Annotated in this window: 20 protein-coding genes; 11 read left to right on the top strand and 9 right to left on the bottom strand. The window is 62.7% G+C overall.

Annotation, left to right across the window (positions count from 1 at the left end; translation table 11 throughout):
- Positions 1-60: 60 nt before the first annotated feature.
- On the top strand, positions 61-522 hold the full coding sequence (locus tag FS320_RS15560; protein ID WP_152712763.1) for a PRC-barrel domain-containing protein: 462 nt from the start codon (positions 61-63) through the stop codon (positions 520-522).
- Between the two features lie 79 nt (positions 523-601).
- Here the strand turns inward: FS320_RS15560 and FS320_RS15555 are convergent, their stop codons facing one another.
- On the bottom strand, positions 602-1,198 hold the full coding sequence (locus FS320_RS15555) for an exopolysaccharide biosynthesis protein (RefSeq protein ID WP_152712762.1): 597 nt from the start codon (positions 1,196-1,198) through the stop codon (positions 602-604).
- Positions 1,199-1,282: 84 nt separating this feature from the next.
- Positions 1,283-1,552, bottom strand: a complete 270-nt coding sequence (locus tag FS320_RS15550) for an usg protein (protein WP_152712761.1) — start codon at positions 1,550-1,552, stop codon at positions 1,283-1,285.
- Positions 1,553-1,894: 342 nt separating this feature from the next.
- Here FS320_RS15550 and FS320_RS15545 point away from each other — a divergent pair, with 342 nt between their 5' ends.
- The gene (locus FS320_RS15545; RefSeq protein WP_152712760.1) at positions 1,895-2,743 is read left to right on the top strand and encodes a methionyl-tRNA formyltransferase; all 849 of its coding nucleotides are present in this window, start codon (positions 1,895-1,897) and stop codon (positions 2,741-2,743) included.
- 189 nt (positions 2,744-2,932) lie between these two features.
- On the opposite strand, the gene FS320_RS15540 is transcribed toward FS320_RS15545, so the two are convergent.
- Together FS320_RS15540 and FS320_RS15535 are read right to left on the bottom strand one after the other, a co-directional pair.
- Positions 2,933-5,305: a PAS domain-containing sensor histidine kinase gene (locus FS320_RS15540; RefSeq protein ID WP_152712759.1), complete on the bottom strand. Its 2,373-nt coding sequence runs from the start codon at positions 5,303-5,305 to the stop codon at positions 2,933-2,935.
- Between the two features lie 714 nt (positions 5,306-6,019).
- Positions 6,020-6,547, bottom strand: coding sequence for a flavin reductase (locus FS320_RS15535; RefSeq protein WP_152712758.1), 528 nt, complete (start codon positions 6,545-6,547; stop codon positions 6,020-6,022).
- A 302-nt stretch (positions 6,548-6,849) separates the two neighbouring features.
- Here FS320_RS15535 and FS320_RS15530 point away from each other — a divergent pair, with 302 nt between their 5' ends.
- The 7 genes from FS320_RS15530 to FS320_RS15500 all read left to right on the top strand — a co-directional run bounded on the left by FS320_RS15530 (position 6,850) and on the right by FS320_RS15500 (position 13,067).
- Positions 6,850-7,770, top strand: a complete 921-nt coding sequence (locus tag FS320_RS15530) for a branched-chain amino acid ABC transporter permease (protein ID WP_152712757.1) — start codon at positions 6,850-6,852, stop codon at positions 7,768-7,770.
- 12 nt (positions 7,771-7,782) lie between these two features.
- Positions 7,783-9,195 carry a high-affinity branched-chain amino acid ABC transporter permease LivM gene (gene livM / locus FS320_RS15525; RefSeq protein ID WP_274597177.1) on the top strand — a complete coding sequence of 471 codons (1,413 nt, stop codon included), beginning with the start codon at positions 7,783-7,785 and terminating at the stop codon, positions 9,193-9,195.
- Positions 9,195-10,037, top strand: a complete 843-nt coding sequence (locus tag FS320_RS15520) for an ABC transporter ATP-binding protein (RefSeq protein ID WP_152712756.1) — start codon at positions 9,195-9,197, stop codon at positions 10,035-10,037. The genes livM and FS320_RS15520 overlap by 1 nt, the downstream gene beginning before the upstream one ends.
- Positions 10,034-10,810 carry an ABC transporter ATP-binding protein gene (locus FS320_RS15515; RefSeq protein ID WP_152712755.1) on the top strand — a complete coding sequence of 259 codons (777 nt, stop codon included), beginning with the start codon at positions 10,034-10,036 and terminating at the stop codon, positions 10,808-10,810. The genes FS320_RS15520 and FS320_RS15515 overlap by 4 nt, the downstream gene beginning before the upstream one ends.
- On the top strand, positions 10,810-11,172 hold the full coding sequence (locus tag FS320_RS15510) for a DUF6867 family protein (protein WP_152712754.1): 363 nt from the start codon (positions 10,810-10,812) through the stop codon (positions 11,170-11,172). Before FS320_RS15515 ends, FS320_RS15510 begins: the two co-directional genes overlap by 1 nt.
- A 127-nt stretch (positions 11,173-11,299) precedes the next feature.
- Positions 11,300-12,427 carry a branched-chain amino acid ABC transporter substrate-binding protein gene (locus tag FS320_RS15505; protein WP_162866282.1) on the top strand — a complete coding sequence of 376 codons (1,128 nt, stop codon included), beginning with the start codon at positions 11,300-11,302 and terminating at the stop codon, positions 12,425-12,427.
- A gap of 253 nt (positions 12,428-12,680) precedes the next feature.
- Positions 12,681-13,067, top strand: coding sequence for an ACT domain-containing protein (locus tag FS320_RS15500; RefSeq protein WP_152712753.1), 387 nt, complete (start codon positions 12,681-12,683; stop codon positions 13,065-13,067).
- Here the strand turns inward: FS320_RS15500 and FS320_RS15495 are convergent, their stop codons facing one another.
- Together FS320_RS15495 and FS320_RS15490 are read right to left on the bottom strand one after the other, a co-directional pair.
- Positions 13,068-13,535, bottom strand: coding sequence for a DUF1203 domain-containing protein (locus FS320_RS15495; RefSeq protein WP_152712752.1), 468 nt, complete (start codon positions 13,533-13,535; stop codon positions 13,068-13,070).
- Positions 13,536-13,606: 71 nt separating this feature from the next.
- Positions 13,607-14,335, bottom strand: a complete 729-nt coding sequence (locus FS320_RS15490) for a cytochrome c biogenesis CcdA family protein (RefSeq protein WP_152712751.1) — start codon at positions 14,333-14,335, stop codon at positions 13,607-13,609.
- A 96-nt stretch (positions 14,336-14,431) separates the two neighbouring features.
- Here FS320_RS15490 and FS320_RS15485 point away from each other — a divergent pair, with 96 nt between their 5' ends.
- The gene (locus tag FS320_RS15485; protein ID WP_152712750.1) at positions 14,432-15,433 is read left to right on the top strand and encodes a P1 family peptidase; all 1,002 of its coding nucleotides are present in this window, start codon (positions 14,432-14,434) and stop codon (positions 15,431-15,433) included.
- Here FS320_RS15485 and FS320_RS15480 read toward each other — a convergent pair.
- Entirely contained in the window at positions 15,430-16,671 is a 1,242-nt protein-coding gene (locus FS320_RS15480) for an NAD(P)/FAD-dependent oxidoreductase (RefSeq protein ID WP_152712749.1), read from the bottom strand. The two genes, FS320_RS15485 and FS320_RS15480, sit on opposite strands and share 4 nt — an antisense overlap.
- A gap of 218 nt (positions 16,672-16,889) precedes the next feature.
- Between FS320_RS15480 and rpe the strand changes: the two genes are divergently transcribed.
- Positions 16,890-17,561 (top strand): ribulose-phosphate 3-epimerase, encoded by a 672-nt coding sequence (gene rpe / locus FS320_RS15475; RefSeq protein ID WP_152712777.1) that lies wholly within the window; start codon positions 16,890-16,892, stop codon positions 17,559-17,561.
- 15 nt (positions 17,562-17,576) lie between these two features.
- On the opposite strand, the gene FS320_RS15470 is transcribed toward rpe, so the two are convergent.
- Together FS320_RS15470 and FS320_RS15465 are read right to left on the bottom strand one after the other, a co-directional pair.
- Positions 17,577-18,203: a TetR/AcrR family transcriptional regulator gene (locus FS320_RS15470; RefSeq protein ID WP_152712748.1), complete on the bottom strand. Its 627-nt coding sequence runs from the start codon at positions 18,201-18,203 to the stop codon at positions 17,577-17,579.
- Entirely contained in the window at positions 18,200-18,823 is a 624-nt protein-coding gene (locus FS320_RS15465) for a hypothetical protein (protein ID WP_152712747.1), read from the bottom strand. Before FS320_RS15465 ends, FS320_RS15470 begins: the two co-directional genes overlap by 4 nt.
- Positions 18,824-19,225: the final 402 nt, after the last annotated feature.

The raw sequence follows: 19,225 nt of genomic DNA, 5'->3' as shown, positions 1-19,225 counted from the left end.
AACCAAGGGATCTCGGTTGCGTTACGCTTCTACCGAAAACGCAATTGGGAGATTGAACCTATGAGGAAGACTTTGATCACGGCCGGCCTGCTCGGCTCCGCCCTGCTGACCTCTGCCGCCATGGCCCAGACCTCGCCCGCTCCTCAGCCGAGCGCCCCAACCTCGGGTCCGTCCGAGTTCATCACCCGGCTGAGCCCCGGCTCCATGCTCGTTTCCGACCTGATGGATCAGGACATTCTCGGGGCGGACAACAAGGACATCGGCGATGTCGAGGATGTCGTGCTCGACCGCAACGGCCGCGTTGTGGCCCTGGTCGTCGAGATCGATGAAGGCCTCGGTGACCGTACGGTGGCCCTGCCGCTGAGCGCCTTCCAGATGAATGCCGGCGATGCTTCGACCACCGGGTCCGTCCAGACCGGAACCCCATCGGCCGCCCGGAACGACGACGACATGCGCATCGTCCTGACCACACCCGTGGACCAGCTCAAGTCCGCGCCCGAGTTCGACGACGACAACGATTGAGACTTCGTCGGGAAACGTCCCACCACTGTCATTCCGGGGCGCGCCTCTGGCGCGAGCCCGGGATGACGGTCGCGGCTTTTTAGATCAGCGTCTCGATCCCGGTGAAAATCGCGTAGACGAAGCCGAGGCTCAAGGTGAGGCCGATGGAGCCCAGGATCAGGCCTCCGACGACCACCAGGCCATCGCGCTCGACAAGGCCCAAGCCGACCAGACACACGGCGAGCCCCAAAGGAATCTGCCCCACGAAAGGCGGCGCGAAGAGGAGCCCCAGAGCCAGAACCAGGATGACCGCGCCCATGAGACGCATGGTCAGCGGCGTGTCGAGAAAGGTCATGCGCGGGCGGGAAAAGCGCTCCAGCCGGCGGAAGACCGGGATCGCGCGTCCGACAGCCCGCTCCACATCGGTACGGGCGACCGACCGGTTCAGGAGTTGACGCGGCAACCAAGGAGCGTCCCGGCCAAAGATGATCTGGATGGCGACGAGCGCCAGGAGCAGACCGCAGACCAGCGGGATCGGCGGCGGCATGGGAAGACAATTCGGCAGGCCCAGGAGGACGATCAGGAGGGCGAAGGCCCGATCCTGGAGCACCGCCATGATCTCACGCACGGTCAGGCGCTCGCCTGGCTGGGAGGCAAGAGCGAGCAGAATTTGAGAAGTGCGCGCGTTGGAAAACAAGGAGCCCTGGCAGGTTCGGGGATGCTCAGGGCGCCTCTCTACCTGACTTAAGGTCCCGGGCCAAGGCTCCGGGGTCAAAGCGCCTCAGTGAATGTTGATTTCTCCCTCGATGGCCCGGAATTCCGCGGGCTTGATCAGTTGCGCATGGGTGATCGTGACCGAGTGCAAGGGTCCGGCGAGCTCGCGTTTCCAGAAATCGAGAAAGTCTATGAGGACGGGAAAGCGGGGAGCCAGATCATATTCCTGCCAGATATAGGTCTGCAGGAAGGTTGGGTGGTCCGGCATGCGGTACAGAATCTTGGCGGTCGTCAGCCCGTAGCCTTCCATCTGGCGGATGAAGTCCTTGGATACCATGCGAACTCCTTCTCTCAAGCTCCAGCGAGCCCTTCCGACAGGTGTCCGCCCCAAGGGCACAGGCGGTTTCCTGCTCTATGCTCAAGGCTAAATCTTGAGTGCACACTGAAGTTCCTGCAAGTGGATGGACTTGCACATCCACGCGATCTTGCGTTGATTGCAGAGCATCGGACCTAAAAGTGGATTTGCACTTTCAGGATCGATCCGACGCTCCTCCTCTTGGCTGGTGCATCGTCGATGCGGGAAACCGGGTCCACTTTTCGCTGACGCGGCCCTCTGGGTCCGCACGATGCGCTAGAAGCGAGCCTGAACGGAAATACCGGACGAGGGAGATCACCGGGAATGCGCTTTGCCTTCGCCGGAATCGATTTTCTCGGAGATGTTTTCGAGACGCTGATCGCCAAGGGCTGGGAGCCGGTCAAACTCTTCAGCCGCCCTTGCGACAGTGTCTACGATTTCAACGACGTGACGGTCGCCCGCGCCCGCGCCTTGAGGCTGCCGATCCAGATGTCGCGGATCCTTCCCGCCGATCTGGCCGGCCTGAAAGCCATGGGCTGCGAGGCCCTGGTGGTGGCAGGCTATCCCTGGCTGATCACTCGCTGGGAGCGGCATCTGCCCTATGCCATCAACTTCCACCCATCCCCGCTCCCGATAGGACGGGGGCCCTACCCGCTCTTCCAGGCCATCCTGGACCGCTTTCCCGAATGGGGCATGACGGCCCATGTGCTTGAGCCCGCCTTCGACACGGGCGCCATTGTGGCCCAGAAGCGGTTCTCCCTAAGCGGCGCGGAGACGCACGATACTCTGCTCGCCAAGTGCCAAATCGCCGCCAAGGGTATTTCTCTGCAGCTGGCCGATGATCTTCCCCGGCTCTGGGCCGAAGCGAGACCCCAGGGTCTCGGAACCTACTGGCCCCGGATCACGCAGGCGCAGCGAACCGTCGACTGGGCGGGAGGCATCCGGGACGTCCTGCGCACCGTCCGCGCCTTCGGCTCCATCGAAGCCTTCGCCCAAATCGATTCCCGTTATGTCTACGTTTGGGAAGCCACCGGCTGGGAGGAGCCCCACCGCTACCGACCCGGGACCCTCGTCCACAAGCACCGCAAGCACATGGTCGTCGCCGCGCGCGACGGCTTTATCCAGGTCACGGGCTGGAGTCCCTATGCTCCGGGACCGGCGAGAGGAAAGTAGCGTCCTCGCTCGAGGGGAAGCTGCTCCGGAGTTAACGTCGACGTTTCACGATCTTCCAGGCCTGCCGAAGGATGAGGAGATTTCTGATAAGCTTGAACATCGAGATGTCCTTGAAAAATGGTTCTTGTCTTTCAAGGACGGTTCCACCTCGAAGGTTCCAGGCCTGTCCGTATCGAGCTCTCCTCCATTTTATGCCAGCGGAGCATCCACGGTGCAGACGATGCCGGTGGGGCGAAACTCGATGCGCGCGATCCCATTGAGGTCCTGGGACAGGCTCCGTTCGATCAGCCGGGAGCCGAAGCCCCGGCGGCTTGGGGGCCGAACGGGCGGGCCGCCGCTCTCGTCCCACCGCAAGTGAACGCGGGGCTTGGGCAGGGCCGGTTCGACTTCCCAGGTGATCCTGATCTCCCCCGTGGCGTTCGCCAATGCGCCGTACTTCACGGCGTTGGTAGCGAGCTCCTGAAGTGCCATGGCCAGGGCCAGAGCCATGCGGGGTGACAAGCGGATCTCGGGTCCGCTCACATGAAAGCGGTTCTCATCTCGACTCGTGTAGGGGGCGATGGCTTGGCCGACGATATCCTTGAGCTCGGCTCCCTCCCAGCTTTCTCTCGTCAGCACATCATGAGCGCGGGCAAGGGCGATCAGGCGCCCCTCGAGGGCCTCCTTCGCATCCCGCATGGTCGGAGCATTGCGTAAGGTCTGCGAGGCGATGGACTGCACGGTGGCCAGGGTGTTCTTCACCCGATGATTCAGCTCGTGGATCAGAAGGGTGCGCTGCTCTTCCGCCTGCTTGCGGTCGGTGATGTCGCGCTGGATCCCCCAAAGCCGCTTCAGCTGACCGTCCTCGATGATTCCGGCCATGCTGTTATCGAAGTGCTTGCGGTTTCCGGAGGCGTCCTGCTCGACCGACTCGACGCCGGCCACGCTGTAGTTGGAGAGGATGACCTCAGCAAGATATGCCCTCGCCTCAGGATTCGACGAAGGCAATGAAAATTCCAACGTCTTGCCGATCAGGTCCTCGGCCCGCGCGAGTCCGTACATTTCGGCCATGGCATCATTGCATTCCACGAAGCGTCCGTTGCGGTAGGCAAGCTCGACCTGCTCCTCGACCGGCAGGGACGTGTCGAGGGGAGGATCGAACTCCAAAAGCCAAATGCCTTCGGTGCTGTGCGCGATGAACGAACGATAGCGCTGCTCACTCTCCCGTAAGGCCGCTTGGGCGTCCTTTTCGGCGGTTATGTCCCATTGAGCGCCGAGCGAACGCACGAAGCGTCCTCCGGAATCGCGGATGAGCTTGGTCCGCGCGGTAATCCAACGCATCTCGCCGGTATCGGCGCGACAGATTCGAAATTCATAATCGAGCTGACGACGAGTTGGATCGGCGACGGCGGCCCGCGTTTCCGCCTCGACCCACAGCCGGTCCTCCGGATGAACGAGAGCAATCCAGTCCTCGTAGGAGAAGAAGCCGGAGAGGTTTTCGGGGAGCCCGTACAATTCCAGGTATTCCGGCGATGCGACGGCCTTCCTGGTTCTTCGGTCGAATTCGAAGCTGCCGATCCTTGCAGCCTCCTGCACCTGCCTGAGCCGCTCCTCGCTTTCACGGCGGGCGTCCTCGGCCAACTTTCGCTCGGTGATGTCATCGAACAGGATCGCGACGCACCGCCACTCTGGGTCGCCGATCCGGTAGGCAAAGACGTCGTACCAGCGCCCCAGGGCTGCCGCCTCATGTTCGAAACGCTCCGGATCCCCGGTCAGCGCCACGCGGCCGTAGGTGTCGAACCAGTGATGCTCGTGCTCGGGATGGAAGGAGCGCATGCTTTTGCCAGCCGCATCGCGCAGCCCTGTCTGCTCCTCGAAGACCGGATTGACCTCGACGAACACATAATCGACCGGGCGGTTCTGTTCGTCGAAGACCATCTCGACGATGCAGAACCCCTGATCGAGCGCCTCGAAGAGGGCGCGATAGCGTGTCCCGGTCTCGTGAAGCGCATCATCCTTGCTCTCGCGCAGGGCATCCTGGGTAAGGATTTTATCCGTCGATTCAGTCGCAGCGCAATAAAAGCCGGCAATGCTTCCAGCTTCATCCCGGACCGGAGTCCATGAGAAGCTGAACCAACTCATGGGCCGGCCCGAACGGCCCGCCAGGGCCACCAGGCGGTCAATGAAATACTGCGCCTCTCCTGCCATCGTCGCTGCGACGATGGGACGGTACTCGTCCCAGATTTCCGGCCACACCTCCAGATAGGGCTTTCCAAGCGCCTCCGGGTGTTTGGTTCCGAGGATCGGAACATAGCTGTCGTTGTAAAGCGACGTCAGCTCAGGCCCCCAGGCAATGTAGACCGGCTGCTGCGAGGCCAGCATGAGATCGACCATGGTCCTCAGGCTCTGCGGCCAGGTCTGGATCGGCCCCAGCGATGTCGCGGCCCAGTCATGCGAACGAATGCGCTCTCCCATCTCGCCGCCGATCGAGGGCCAATGGGATGCTCCTCGAGCCTGCGAGGCCTTATCTTCCTGGAGCCCCGAAGTCCGAGGGGATGTCCCTTTCAAGGCGATGTCGTTCATCGGTCGTGAGCCCGACGACAAGTGCCTGCAGCTTGGATGGCTTGGCAGGAGCAAGTCCCTTGGCAGGAGCGAGTCCCTTGGCAGGAGTCTGATGCCAGGACAGGGATGGATCTGTTCGGGCTTGCGGACATCTCCTGCCTCTTGGCTCGACGGATTGAGTCAGATGTGACCTGAAGACATAAGGCCAATGGATAAGCGATCAAGAGAGCGCCGGATGACCCGCAAACGGGACTCCTTCCCGCCCAAGCTTGTATGCAGATACAAGGTTTCGAGCGTGCTTTCAGACCAAGTGTTCGCAGCATGCTTGGGAACCAAGTTTCCGCTGCGGCATTACTTTCTTACGAAGGCCAGTGCCCCAGGTCTTCGGGACCCTCAAAGCCCTTCACTGTCCCCTGTGAAGGGCTTTTTCTTTATCCGGCCCGGAAATCCGCAGCCGCGCTGAAACCTCTCTAAGGCTTCCGGGTTAGCCCAATGAAGGTATTGTTCACCTACAGTCCTTCAAAAAACTTTGGGCCCCTTCGCTGCCCCTCGGCAAGGCTGGCCCTTTCTTTTGCTCGAAGCGCTTCCGTCGGACATGTTCGGCCAAGCTGAAACCCTACCCCGCCTCGATCATTGCCCCCCTGAAGGCTATCCTGTTGGCCTTCGGGACCGGGAGGCCTCCTCATTCGTCGGCAACGGCGGGTGAGGAGGCCTTTCAGCTTTCTGTCCACAGATTTAGAGCTTGTGGTAGTGCCGTCCTTGATAGATCAGGGTCGGCTTCATCTCGCCGAGCCGGATGCGAACGATCTCGCCGATGATGACATGGTGGGTTGCGACGACCCGCGCATCGCTGATGCGGCAATCGAAGGCGACGAGGCTCGTCGTCAGGGCGGGCGAACCCGTCTCCAGCTTTTCCCATTGACCGATGGTAAAGCGCTCCTGCCCCTGGAGGCCGGAACGTCCCGCGAAGACATCTGCAAGAGCCAGATCGGCGGCACTCAACGTATTCACGCAGAAAACCCGGTTGGCCAGAAGCGCCTGCGCCGATCGTGAGGCCGTGTTGATGCAGACCAGGAGCGAGGCCGGGCTGTCCGTCACGGGCGTAACCGCTGTGGCCGTAAAGCCCGCACGTCCGGCCGATCCATCGGTTGTGACCACATGAACGGCTGCGGCCGCGCGGCTCATGCCCTCGCGAAAGAGAACGGCATCGGGGCCGGTGGCGCCTGTGGCGGCTGAATTGGGAGTGGCTTGAGAATTCAACATTGTGATCCGGGACAAGCCTCTTCCACTCTTTCAGGCAGAGCACAAGGCTGTTCAGACCCATATGGTCCCTGGCCTTATCCTTTGGAAGCGGTAGGCAGAACCGGCCTTGCACAGTATTGCATCAGCCCTTGCCGCTTATTCCATCATAAGAGGTAATAGGAAACTTAACAGAAAGTTGTCGAACGGAAATCCGTTTGCTAGAGACACCAGCATCTTACGTCAGGCTTTGCGTTGCTCAGGCATCGTGCTTTCCTGCAGTGTTTCCCAAGAATGACCCCGTTCCAGAGGGGCAAGGGTAGGACATGGAAATCTTTGTGCAGCAGCTCATCAATGGGCTGACTCTAGGGTCGATCTACGGCCTCATCGCCATCGGCTACACGATGGTCTTCGGCATCATCGGCATGGTGAACTTCGCCCACGGCGACGTCTTCATGCTCTCCGCCTTCATCTCGCTCATCTTCTTCCTGATCCTGACCACATGGCTCGGGATCTCGTCCGTCGCGGTGGCGCTGCTGATCGTGCTCGTCATTGCGATGGTGCTCACCTCCCTGTGGGGCTGGGCCATCGAGCGCATCGCCTACCGGCCCCTGCGTGGCTCGTTCCGCTTGGCGCCGCTGATCTCGGCCATCGGCGTCTCGATCTTCCTGTCCAACTTCGTCCAGGTGGCGCAAGGAGCGCGCAACAAGCCGACCCCGCCGATGGTCCAGGACGTGATCGTCCTATTCCAGGGCGAAAGCGGCTACAACGTCGCCCTCTCCTACAAGCAGATCATCATCATGGTCGTCACCGCGGTGCTGCTGACGATCTTCTGGTACCTCGTCCAGAAGACCTCCCTCGGCCGCGCCCAGCGCGCCTGCGAGCAGGACCGGAAGATGGCAGCCCTCCTCGGCATCAACGTGGACCGGACGATCTCGCTGACCTTCGTCATCGGCGCCGCCCTCGCGTCGGTCGCCGGCACCATGTATCTGCTGTATTATGGCGTGGTGAGCTTCAACGACGGCTTCGTGCCGGGCGTGAAAGCCTTCACGGCAGCGGTTCTGGGCGGCATCGGCTCGCTCCCGGGCGCCGTCCTGGGCGGGCTGATCATCGGCCTGATCGAGGTCTTCTGGTCGGCCTACTTCTCGATCGAGTACAAGGATGTGGCCGCGTTCTCGATCCTCGCCATCGTCCTGATCTTCATGCCCTCCGGTATCCTCGGACGGCCTGAGGTCGAGAAGGTTTAAGGAGCCACGAACATGAATGCTCCTTCCATCACCACCGCGGGCCAGACCCAGGCCGTGACGCGGAACTTCGACCTGGGCGCCGCCCTCAAGGACGCCTTCAAGACGGCCCTGATCATGCTGGGTCTGTCCATCCCGATCCTGGCCTACAAAACGGATCAGTCCGGCGCCGATCTCTTCCTCACGCCTCGCTGGGGTCTGGTGGCGATCATCTGTGCGATCGTCTTCGGCCTGCGCCTCGTGCTTCATGCCTTTACGGCATCGCGGGCCTACCGCCAAGCGACGCCCAGCGCCCATCAGGCGACGGAGCCGGTCCATGGGGAGCCGAGCGCCTTCCAGCACGTGTCGCGTTTCGCCATTCCCTTCTTCCTCGGCGTGGCGCTCGCCTTCCCGTTCCTGATCTACCTGATCCAGGGCGGACTGAACGAGTCGCGCTACTGGGTCGATCTGGGCATCCTGATCCTCACCTATGTGATGCTCGGATGGGGCCTGAACATCGTAGTCGGCCTCGCCGGCCTGCTCGATCTGGGCTACGTGGCCTTCTACGCGGTTGGGGCCTATTCGTACGCCCTTCTGTCGACCACCTTCGGCCTGTCGTTCTGGATCTGCTTGCCCCTCGCCGGCATCCTCGCAGCCTTCTGGGGCATGATCCTGGGCTTCCCCGTGCTGCGCCTGCGCGGCGACTATCTCGCCATCGTGACCCTCGCCTTCGGCGAGATCGTCCGCCTCGTTCTCATCAACTGGGTGGACCTGACCAACGGCGGCGCCGGCATTTCCTCAATCCCGCGCGCGACCTTCTTCGGCATCCCCTTCACGGCGGGCGAAGGCGGTTTCGCGGCCACCTTCGGGCTCGAATTCAATGGCATGCACAGGATGATCTTCCTGTACTATCTCATTTTGTTCCTGGCGCTCCTGACCAACTTCGTCACCATGCGGCTGCGCAAGCTGCCCGTGGGCCGTGCCTGGGAAGCCCTGCGCGAGGACGAGATCGCCTGCCGCTCGCTCGGGATCAACACCACGAACACCAAGCTGACGGCCTTCGCCATCGGCGCCATGTTCGGCGGCTTTGCCGGCTCCTTCTTCGCGGTCCGCCAGGGCTTCGTCTCGCCGGAGAGCTTCAACTTCCTGGAATCGGCGATCATCCTGGCCATCGTGGTGCTCGGCGGCATGGGCTCGCAGATCGGCGTTGCCATTGCGGCCATCGTGCTGGTCGGCGGCCCCGAGGTCCTGCGCAACCTGACCTTCCTGCAGGCCGTCTTCGGATCCGGCTTCGATCCGAACGAGTATCGCCTGCTGCTCTTCGGCGCCGGCATGGTGGCGATGATGGTGTGGCGTCCACGCGGCCTGATCTCGGAACGTGAACCCTCGGTGATCTTGAAAGAGCGCAAGGCCATCTCCGGCTCGCTCGTGAAGGAAGGACACGGCTAATGCGCTGGCTGCAGGATCCCATCCTCGACGTACAGCATCTCACGATGCGCTTCGGCGGCCTCGTCGCCGTCAACGACCTCTCCTTCCAGGCCGGGCGCGGCGACATCACCGCCCTCATCGGCCCGAACGGTGCGGGCAAGACCACGGTCTTCAACTGCATCACCGGCTTCTACAAGCCGACCGAGGGCATGGTCGCCCTTCGCAAGCCCGACGGCTCGCACCTGCTCCTGGAGCGGCTGCCGGGATACGACATCAACTGGAAGGGCAAGGTCGCCCGCACCTTCCAGAACATCCGTCTGTTCTCCGGCATGACGGTGCTCGAGAACCTGCTGGTGGCCCAGCACAACCCGCTGATGATCGCCTCCGGCTTCACCTTCCTCGGCGTTCTCGGCATCGGCGGCTACCGCAAGGCTGAGAAGGAGGCCATCGAGAAGGCCAAGTTCTGGCTGGAGAAAGCCCGGCTGATCCACCGGGCCGACGACCCGGCCGGCGACCTGCCCTACGGCGACCAGCGCCGCCTGGAGATCGCCCGCGCCATGTGCACGGACCCGCTGCTGCTCTGCCTCGACGAGCCGGCGGCGGGCCTCAACCCACGCGAGTCGCACGAGCTCAACGAACTCCTCCTGTCGATCCGCCGGGATCAGGGGACCTCGATCCTGCTGATCGAGCACGACATGTCGGTCGTGATGCAGATCTCGGATCACGTGGTGGTGCTCGACTACGGCACCAAGATCTCGGACGGCTCGCCCTCCGATGTCAGGAACGACCCCAAGGTCATCGCCGCCTATCTCGGCGTGGCCGACGATGAGATCGAAAAGGTCGAAGCGGAGATTGGCGCATGAGCACCGCTGGAGCAAATATCGCGATGCAGAGCCCTCAAGCCTCCGCCGCCCGCCAGCCGCTTCTCAGCGTACGCGGCGTGAAGACCTATTACGGCAACATCATCGCCCTGAAAGGGGTGGACATGGATGTCAACGAAGGTGAGATCGTCACGCTGATCGGCGCCAACGGGGCCGGCAAGTCCACGCTGATGATGACGATCTTCGGCAGCCCGCGCGCTCGCGAGGGCACGATCACCTACGCCGGGAAGGACATCACCAAGATGCCGACCCACGAGATCGCCCGCCTGTCGATCGCCCAGTCCCCGGAAGGCCGACGCATCTTCCCGCGCATGACGGTGTTCGAGAACCTGCAGATGGGCGCGTCCATGAATGGGCTGGCCCATTTCGACCAGGATCTCGAGCGGGTCTGCACCCTGTTCCCGCGCCTGAAGGAGCGCCTGCAGCAGCGCGGCGGCACCCTATCGGGCGGCGAACAGCAGATGCTGGCCATCGCCCGCGCGCTCATGAGCCGCCCGAAGCTCCTCCTTCTGGACGAGCCGTCCCTCGGTCTCGCACCCCTGATCGTGAAGCAGATCTTCCAGATCATCAAAGAGCTGAACGAGCAGGACGGCATGACCGTCTTCCTGGTGGAGCAGAACGCCTACCATGCCCTCAGGCTGGCCCATCGCGGCTACGTGATGGTGACGGGCAACATCACCATGAGCGGTTCCGGGAGGGAACTGCTCGAAGATCCTCAGGTCCGAGCGGCCTATCTCGAAGGGGGGCATCACTGATGCAGGGCATCCTCTACGAAGAGCCGTCGGTCTGGCTCTTTCTCCTCATCACCGTATTCATGGGCGGCTGGGCCGCCTGGATGACAGGTCGGGCCATCGCCCTTACCTGGCGCCCCTTCTGGACCCTGATCCTCTACCTGTTCATCCTGGGCGCAGCGGTACGCTTCATCCACTTCGCCCTGTTCGGGGGAACGCTGGTGTCGATCCATTATTATGCCGTCGACACCATCGTGCTGCTGATCATCGGGGCGCTCGGTTTCCAGTACCGCCGCGCCCGCATGATGACCGCCCAATATCGCTGGCTCTACGAGCGGACCGGCCCGTTTTCCTGGCGGGAAAAGGCGTCTGCTACCAAGGGCTAAGCCAAAAAGATTCCCAGGTGACATCCGCTTAAAAACAAGCATGATGTTCCGCGGAAGGCGGGGTCCCCCCGCCAAACCGGCCCCACAAGGAAGAGGGGCCTATAAAACCACCCAGAGGAGTGACCTCATGAAAAAAATGCTGTTGACCGGCGTGGCGCTTGGTCTTGGCCTCGCCTTCTCCAGCGCTGCCAGCGCCCAGATCAAAATCGGCGTTGCTGGCCCCGTTACCGGCCCGAACGCGGCTTTCGGCGCCCAGCTGAAGAACGGCGTCGAGCAGGCCGTCGAAGACATCAACGCAGCTGGCGGCATCAATGGCCAGAAGCTGCAGATCGTCGTCGGCGACGATGTCTCCGACCCCAAGCAGGGCGTGTCGGTGGCGAACAAGTTCGCCGCTGAAGGCGTGAAGTTCGTCGTCGGCCACTTCAACTCCGGCGTCTCGATCCCGGCCTCGCAGGTCTATGAAGAAGCTGGCATCGTCCAGGTCACCCCGGCCTCGACCAACCCGCAATTCACCGAGCGCGGCATGTGGAACACGTTCCGCACCTGCGGTCGCGACGACCAGCAGGGCCTTGTTGCTGGCGGCTACCTCGCCGACAAGTTCAAAGGCAAGAAGGTTGCCGTCGTTCACGACAAGACCCCTTACGGAAAGGGCCTTGCCGACGAGACCCAGAAGGCCATGAACGCAAAGGGCCTGAAGGAAGTCGTCTATGAAGGCGTGAACCCGGGCGAGAAGGATTATTCCGCTCTCGTCTCGAAGCTGAAGCAGGCCGGCGTCGATGTCGTCTACTTCGGCGGCCTTCACACGGAAGCCGGCCTCATCATCCGCCAAATGCGCGACCAGGGCCTCAACGCCCCGCTCATGTCGGGTGACGGCATCGTGTCGGCCGAGTTCGTCTCGATCGCCGGCCCGGGCGCCGAAGGCACCCTGATGACCTTCTCGCCGGATCCGCGCAAGAACCCGAACGCGAAGGACGCCGTGGCCAAGTTCAAGGCCAAGAACTACGAGCCGGAAGCCTACACGCTCTACTCCTATGCTGCGACGCAGATCCTGGCCGAGGCAGCAAAGCAGGCCGGCAGCACGGACGGCAAGAAGGTCTCCGACGCCATGAAGTCGGGCAAGCCCTTCAAGACCGTCATCGGCGACATCTCCTTCGACAAGAAGGGCGACATCACCCGTCCGGACTACATCATGTACGTCTGGAAGAAGGGCGCCGACGGCAAGATCGACTACTCCGGCAACGAACTCGCCATGTAATCGACCGGCCACAGGCCAATGATCCGAAACCCGCCCTGGCAACAGGGCGGGTTTTCTCATGGTGTATCGCTCGAGATCCGGCCAAGAATAGGAAACCGGGGGCTTCCCGGCCCAACTCAGACGTCATGGCCGGGCCTGTCCCAGCCATCCCGATTCGGAAACGCGCTGTGCTTTCCTTAAGCGAGATCACCGGCACAAGGCCGGTGATGACAAAGGATGTGAGTTTCCAGCCAGCCTCAGGAATGTCTTGACCATGCCCGCTCTCAGTTTGTCCCTGCTCGAAGCATCCTATGCGGTCTGCCGCTTCCCGGTAGGCACATCCGTCGCGGCTCCGCCGCCGTCACCCTTCGCGCTTCTGGTCCAGGCAGCCGAGGAAACGACCCTCGTCTGTCCGCTCGATCAGGCCCCGCCCGAGGCCGAGATCGATGCAGGCTGGCGCTGCTTTCGGATCGAGCAGAGCTTCGATTTCAGCGTTCCAGGGATCCTGGCCTCGGTCCTCGCTCCTCTGGCCAAGGCGGGCATCGGCATCTTCGCCACCTCGACCTTCAGCACCGATTACGTGCTGGTGAAGACGGCCGATACGGACAAGGCCGTCACGGCTCTCGAGGACGCGGGACATTCGGTCCGAAACGAGAATTGATCAGGCCCGCTCGATCCGAGCCGCGAAGCAGCCGCGCCGGGCGAAATGGGCATCGATATGCGCCACCTGAGGATTGACGAAGAACCGCTCGATCGTCTGCAGAACATCCCCGCCCTCGGCCACCTCGGCATCGACGATGAAGGCATTGGCATCGTAGGCGCGCAGGGATAGGAGCCGGTCCTGCAGCATGGGCGGCAATTCACCCCGATACGCTCCCGCCTTCGCGGACCGGCTGACGAAGATCGGCCCCGCCGCGCGGTAGGGTGAGGTCGACGTCGTCTGATGGGCGTGGTTGAGCAGCAGAAGCTCCTCCCCGACCGGGACCCGCGTCAGCGACACCCGGCAGGGATAGGCATCGGCCTCATCGGCATAGACCCGCTGGGCGCCGATGGCCGCAAGATCGGCATCGTTCAGTTGGAACAGCGGTGCAAAAGGCTCGGCATCGAGGCCGCGGACTTGGAAGGGCATGAGCGATCTCCGTGTGAGATCAACAGGATGACCAACAACGCCCCTTCGAGCGACCCGATTCCTGTGCCGATCTATCCCAGCCGTCCGAGCACCGGAAACGTTTCGAGCAGCCAGAACGACATGTTGGTGATCCAGCCGGTGAGAAACGCGATACCGGTGAGGACGAGGAGGACACCCATGACCTTCTCGACCATGGCGAAGCGCGAGCGCATGCGCTTCAGGAGCGCCACGAAGGGCTTCATGGCGAAGGCCGCCACCAGGAAGGGAATGCCGAGGCCCGCCGAATAGGCGGCGAGCAGCAAGGCTCCGTGGGAGACGCTGTCCTCGGAGCCCGCCACGGTCAGGATCGCCGCCAGGACCGGACCGATGCAGGGCGTCCAGCCGAAGGCGAAGGCGAGGCCCATGACATAAGCGCCCCAGAGACCCACCGGCCTGGCAACGTTGAAACGGGCCTCGCGGTAGAACAGCCCGATGCGGAACAGCCCAAGGAAATGCAGGCCCATCACAATGATGGCGATGCCCGCCACCGTGCTCAGCACATCGAGATATTGCCGGATGACCTGGCCCAGGGCCGAGGCGGTCGCGCCCAGCAGCACGAAGACGGTCGAGAAGCCCGCCACGAACAGCAGCGCCGCCAGGACCGCGCGCTGGCGGACGGCGCGGTCATCGCCCGCGCTCAGGCGGTCGAAGGTGGTGCCGGCCAGGAAGGATAGGTAAGGCGGCACCAGCGGCAGGACGCAGGGGCTTAGGAAGCTGATGAGGCCGCCGAGCGCCGCGGCCGGATAGGAAACATTGAGCATGAAAGCCTTCTATCCTTTCACGTCCGCTTGAGAAAGGCGGTGAAAGGCCGGTTCTCCAGCTTGTGAAGGCCGCGGATTTTCGGTTTGCTTGACGCCATGACAAAGCGCCGCAATCTCATCACCGACGTCGCCGGCCTTCGCATCGGCAATGCCCACGATGCTGCCCTCGGCTCCGGCGTCACCGTCGCCCTCTTCGACGAGCCGGCGGTCGTCTCCTGTGAGGTAATGGGCGGAGCGCCCGGCACTCGTGAGACCGACCTGCTCCAGCCCGACAAGATGGTCCCCGGCATTCACGCCGTTGTCCTCTCAGGAGGCTCCGCCTTTGGTCTCGATGCCGCAAGTGGTGTTCAGGCTTATCTGCGCCAGCAGGGCACTGGCTTTCCTGTAGGGAATGTTCGTGTACCTCTAGTCTCTCAGGCTGTCGTCTTTGACCTGAACAACGGCGGCAACAAGGATTGGGGTCTCTATCCGCCCTATCGGGAGTTGGGCTTCCAGGCGGCCGAGAAAGCCGACTTGAAGTTTGACCTCGGCACTACCGGAGGCGGTTACGGCGCTACGACAGCCAACTTAAAGGGCGGACTTGGCTCCGCCAGCGCCACAACCTCCTCCGGTCACATAGTTGGAGCGCTTGCCATCGTAAACGCCATCGCCTCAGCGGTGATTGGAGATGGCCCGCATTTCTGGGCCGGAGCCCTGGAGGAAGAGAACGAGTTCGGCGGGCACGGGCACCCTACCAAGGTCACCCCGGAGAAACGCCAGCTGATCTGGAAGGGTCGCTCTCAACCAGCCACTACAATTGCCCTCGTGGCGACCGACGCGGTACTTACGAAAGCTCAGGCCAAGCGCCTCGCCATCGCCTCCCACGCTGGCTTGGCCCGCGGACTGCGCTTCTCTCATGCCTTGCTCGATGGTGATACGATCTTTGCCGCGGCCACAGGCCACCAGCCACTCCGAAAGGAGGTCGCGGAGTTCACGGAACTCACCGCATTGGCAGCCGATTGCCTGACCCGCGCCATCGCACGCGGCGTCTACGAGGCAACGGCCCTGCCCTATCCGGGCGCGCAGGCGGCCTGGAAGGACCGGTTCCCGCGCGCTTAGAATCGCTCCGCCCGATAAGGTTTCGGGCCGACGACCGGCGTCTCGCCCGTGATCATTTCGGCCAAAAGCCGTCCCGTCACCGGGCCGAGGGTCAGGCCGTGATGGGCGTGGCCGAAGCCGAACCAGAGGTTCTTGTGCCGAGGGGCCTTGCCGATGATCGGCATCATGTCCGGCGTGCAGGGGCGCATGCCCATCCACGGCTCCGGATCGACTCGCTCGCCAAGCGGGAAGAAATCCTGGGCGATCGGCTCGGCGCGCTGCAGCTGGACCGGCGTCTTCGGCGCGTCGCGGTTGGCAAATTCCGCGCCCGTCGTGAGACGGATGCCCTTCGACATGGGCGCCAGGAAATAGCCTCGGTCGAAATCCAGCGTCGGCCGGTTGAGCACCGCATTGCCCGCCGGCTTGTAGTGCATGTGGTAGCCGCGCTTGACGGCAAGTGGCAGGTCATATCCAAGTTTTGTCGTGACCACATCCGCCCAGGCCCCCAGAGCGATGACGACGGCTCCGGCCTCGACCGGTCCCTTTTCCGTCTGGACGCGCCAGCCGGTTGCCGTTTCCTCGAGCGTCCTGGCATCGCCGGATGCCAGTTCGCCGCCTAGGCGCTCGAACAGGCCGACATAACCCATGGTCAGCATGTGAGGATCGGAGACCGAGGCAGGATCGGTCCAATGGATACCGCCCTTCGTCTCCACCTTGAGGTGCGGCTCGCGCTCGGCGACGGCCCTGGTATCGAGCGCATCGAAGTTGACGCCGAAATCGCGCTTCACCTCTTCCGCATCTTTGAACTGCTCATCGCGGCTCTTCTCGTCGCGGAACACCTTCATCCAGCCGGTCGGGCGGATCAGTTGCGTGGAGCCGGATTCCTCCGCCAGCGCCATATGCTCGGTGACGCTGCGCTCGATGAGAGGCGCATACATCCGCGCGATCGCCTTGTGCTGGGCGGGACGCGAGTGCATCCAGTACTGCCACAGGAAGGGGGCGAGCTTCGGAATCGCCGCCCAATGGTAATGGGCATCGATGGTGTTGTTCAGGGCGTAGCGCAGCAGGGCGCCGAAATCGTGCGGGAAACCGTAAGGATAGACGCCTTCGCGCTGGATCAGGCCCGCATTGCCGAAGGAGGTCTCCTCGCCGGGCTTGCGCTTGTCGACCAGCAGGACCGACCGTCCACGTTTCTGCAGATGCACGGCAATCGACACGCCGACGATGCCGGCCCCAAGAACAACCACATCCTTACGCATGAAGGCTCAGCCCCGTTCAAAGTCGCTTCCGATCAAGGATAGCGAGCTCATATCCTTTGTGACGAGGCCATCTTTACTCCCGTTGGATCGAGGCCGTCCATGGATTTCCTGTCACAAAACAACCTCTCCCCAGCCATGTGGTCTTAGATTGGTTGATGACGGCCGTCGTGGCGCAATGCCCCGTTGCGGCCGGAAAAGGCTCGTGCTACCGGCGCGGCATGACACGCCCCCTTCTCATCGCCCCCTCCATCCTCGCCTCCGACTTCTCCAAGCTCGGAGAGGAAATCCGCGCCATCGACGCTGCCGGTGCGGACTGGATTCATATCGACGTGATGGACGGGCATTTCGTGCCGAACATCACCATCGGCCCCGATGTGGTGAAGGCGTTGCGTCCTCATACGTCCAAGCCCTTCGACGTTCACCTGATGATCGCGCCGGTGGATCCCTATCTCGAGGCCTTCGCCAAGGCGGGTGCGGACATCATCAGCATCCACGCCGAGGCGGGACCACACCTGCACCGCTCTCTTCAGACCATCCGAAAGCTCGGCAAGAAGGCCGGCATCGTCCTCAACCCCGGAACTCATGAAGGCTCGATCGAGCCCGTGATCGACGACATTGACCTGATCCTCCTGATGACGGTCAATCCGGGCTTCGGCGGGCAGGCTTTCATCCCGTCCGTCTGCACCAAGCTGCGCCGGATCAAGGAGATGGTCGGCGACCGGAACATCGATATCGAGATCGACGGCGGCGTGACCGCCGAGACCGCTCCGCTGGTGGCCGAAGCCGGGGCCAATGTGCTCGTCGCCGGTTCCGCAACCTTCAAGGGCGGCCCCTCGGCCTACGCGGCCAACATGGCGGCCGTTCGCGAGGCGGCGGCAAAGGCGCGTTGAGACCAACTGGCGTTTTCAGGACCTCACTCCGGCCAGACCGGATGCGAGAAGGCGGGTGAGGAAATCGGCCAGACGTTCGACGAAGCTGTCGTCGACCTTCAGGTTATGCGGTGGACGGGTGAGATATTCGTAATCCCGAACGAAGATGAAGCCCTGGTGGAGGAGCCACAGGCTCGCCACCGCCACTTCTTCGGCACTGGCGCTCTCCCCCAGGAACCGACGCACGAGCCGCTCCGCCGACGTGACCAGTGACGCGTTCTCCGCCATGGCCAAGTCCTGGAAGATGTCCGTCCGCTGCAGGATCTCCCAGTTCAGGATCTTGATGTAGCGGGCCAGGACGCTGCGCTTCAGGAGCGGCAGAAGCATCTGCCGCACGAAGAGCCGCAAAGCCTCCGTAGGCTCTAGCGAATCCAGCCTTTCGGCGTCCAAGACGTCGGATTCCTTCAATACCGCAAAGACCATGCGCAGTACTTCCCGGTAAAGGCCTTCCTTGCCACCGAAATGGTAGTTGATCGCGGCCTGGTTCGCCTGGGCCCTGCGGGTGATATCGCGGACCGAGCCGCCCTCGTATCCCTTCTCGGCGAACACGACGGCGGCGGCCTCGACCAGAGCCTCCCTGGTTCGCTCGGAGGCGCGGCTCATTTCAGTACGAGATCGGCCAGGGTTCCGCCCCAGGACGTCACTGTCGTAAGGATCCGCCCAGGCGATGGGACAAGGTTCGGCAGCGAGACGCCCAGAAGCTGTAACGACTGCTGCTCGGGGACTTCCGCTAAGGGCACGGTGGCCTGCGCGACTTCGACGGCTTGATCGACGGCAGGGCGAACCGGAGGAAGGATACCGGTGACCGGAAGACGGCTGCACTCGTCGGCGCACGCGGAGGCAACGACCTGCCGCGACTTCGGCTGAGCCGGCGTGTCGGATTTCAGATCGGCCGTCTCAACGGACCACTCGCGTGCGATCGGCAGCGAGAAGGCGAGGGTCTCGTTCGGCCCGAAGACGGCTGCGAATTCGTCGACGCTCGCGACCCGGGAGCGGAAGCCATCGGCAACGAAATTCGCCTGCAGGAGGTTCGCCACGAGGTGCGGCTCGGCGTGTGACAGTTCCTGAGGTGCAACGGCCACTTCATCCGTTCTGTTGCCTAGATAGGTGTTCGTGATCGCCGCGACACAGACCGTCGCGGCTATGGAGACCGTGATCTGCAGGACGAGCTTTTCGCCGATCTCGGCAACCTTGCCAATGACTCTCTTGAAGGCGGCACGCATGCGGGTTCCTCGTCAGAAATAAAACGCACGTATGATTTTCAAACAGGCGTTTGAGGCAAAATCAAGACAAGGTCAAGCTTGATCTTCGGCCCGAAGACGCGCAGGGCTTGGACGCTTTCGATGTGGGAATGCGCTTGAATTCGAGACGTGCATCCAATAGCGATCAGGCCAAGATCGTCAGCCTCGATCCGACCGTTCAGGCCAACCCGGTTGCTCATGCCTCTCCAAGGCAAGTTGGAAGAGTGCGGCGCCCGCAGGCAGGAGAAGACTTGTGATCCCCCGTTATAGCGGTCAAGGTTGACGTAGGCGTTTGGGATCAATCCCTTGGGACGCTGCCCATTTCGTGGCAGCCATCTCTCAGTCACCATGTTGAGCCAGATCTCTCGTCGATGGCGCTGCATG

It is taken from the genome of Microvirga tunisiensis (assembly GCF_009296175.1).
Taxonomy (GTDB): domain Bacteria; phylum Pseudomonadota; class Alphaproteobacteria; order Rhizobiales; family Beijerinckiaceae; genus Microvirga; species Microvirga tunisiensis.
Note: the sequence above shows the minus strand (reverse complement) of the source record. Positions and strands in the feature narration are given on the sequence as shown.

Excerpts from the sequence above, each read along its gene's own strand:
- FS320_RS15510 (WP_152712754.1), top strand. The coding sequence starts at position 10,810 with ATGCAGGGCATCCTCTACGAAGAGCCGTCGGTCTGGCTCTTTCTCCTC.
- FS320_RS15470 (WP_152712748.1), bottom strand. The coding sequence starts at position 18,203 with ATGAGCCGCGCCTCCGAGCGAACCAGGGAGGCTCTGGTCGAGGCCGCC.
- FS320_RS15505 (WP_162866282.1), top strand. The coding sequence starts at position 11,300 with ATGAAAAAAATGCTGTTGACCGGCGTGGCGCTTGGTCTTGGCCTCGCC.
- livM (WP_274597177.1), top strand. The coding sequence starts at position 7,783 with ATGAATGCTCCTTCCATCACCACCGCGGGCCAGACCCAGGCCGTGACG.
- FS320_RS15480 (WP_152712749.1), bottom strand. The coding sequence starts at position 16,671 with ATGCGTAAGGATGTGGTTGTTCTTGGGGCCGGCATCGTCGGCGTGTCG.
- FS320_RS15485 (WP_152712750.1), top strand. The coding sequence starts at position 14,432 with ATGACAAAGCGCCGCAATCTCATCACCGACGTCGCCGGCCTTCGCATC.
- rpe (WP_152712777.1), top strand. The coding sequence starts at position 16,890 with ATGACACGCCCCCTTCTCATCGCCCCCTCCATCCTCGCCTCCGACTTC.
- FS320_RS15500 (WP_152712753.1), top strand. The coding sequence starts at position 12,681 with ATGCCCGCTCTCAGTTTGTCCCTGCTCGAAGCATCCTATGCGGTCTGC.
- FS320_RS15515 (WP_152712755.1), top strand. The coding sequence starts at position 10,034 with ATGAGCACCGCTGGAGCAAATATCGCGATGCAGAGCCCTCAAGCCTCC.
- FS320_RS15520 (WP_152712756.1), top strand. The coding sequence starts at position 9,195 with ATGCGCTGGCTGCAGGATCCCATCCTCGACGTACAGCATCTCACGATG.
- FS320_RS15545 (WP_152712760.1), top strand. The coding sequence starts at position 1,895 with ATGCGCTTTGCCTTCGCCGGAATCGATTTTCTCGGAGATGTTTTCGAG.
- FS320_RS15465 (WP_152712747.1), bottom strand. The coding sequence starts at position 18,823 with ATGCGTGCCGCCTTCAAGAGAGTCATTGGCAAGGTTGCCGAGATCGGC.
- FS320_RS15550 (WP_152712761.1), bottom strand. The coding sequence starts at position 1,552 with ATGGTATCCAAGGACTTCATCCGCCAGATGGAAGGCTACGGGCTGACG.
- FS320_RS15560 (WP_152712763.1), top strand. The coding sequence starts at position 61 with ATGAGGAAGACTTTGATCACGGCCGGCCTGCTCGGCTCCGCCCTGCTG.
- FS320_RS15530 (WP_152712757.1), top strand. The coding sequence starts at position 6,850 with ATGGAAATCTTTGTGCAGCAGCTCATCAATGGGCTGACTCTAGGGTCG.
- FS320_RS15540 (WP_152712759.1), bottom strand. The coding sequence starts at position 5,305 with ATGAACGACATCGCCTTGAAAGGGACATCCCCTCGGACTTCGGGGCTC.
- FS320_RS15490 (WP_152712751.1), bottom strand. The coding sequence starts at position 14,335 with ATGCTCAATGTTTCCTATCCGGCCGCGGCGCTCGGCGGCCTCATCAGC.
- FS320_RS15495 (WP_152712752.1), bottom strand. The coding sequence starts at position 13,535 with ATGCCCTTCCAAGTCCGCGGCCTCGATGCCGAGCCTTTTGCACCGCTG.
- FS320_RS15535 (WP_152712758.1), bottom strand. The coding sequence starts at position 6,547 with ATGTTGAATTCTCAAGCCACTCCCAATTCAGCCGCCACAGGCGCCACC.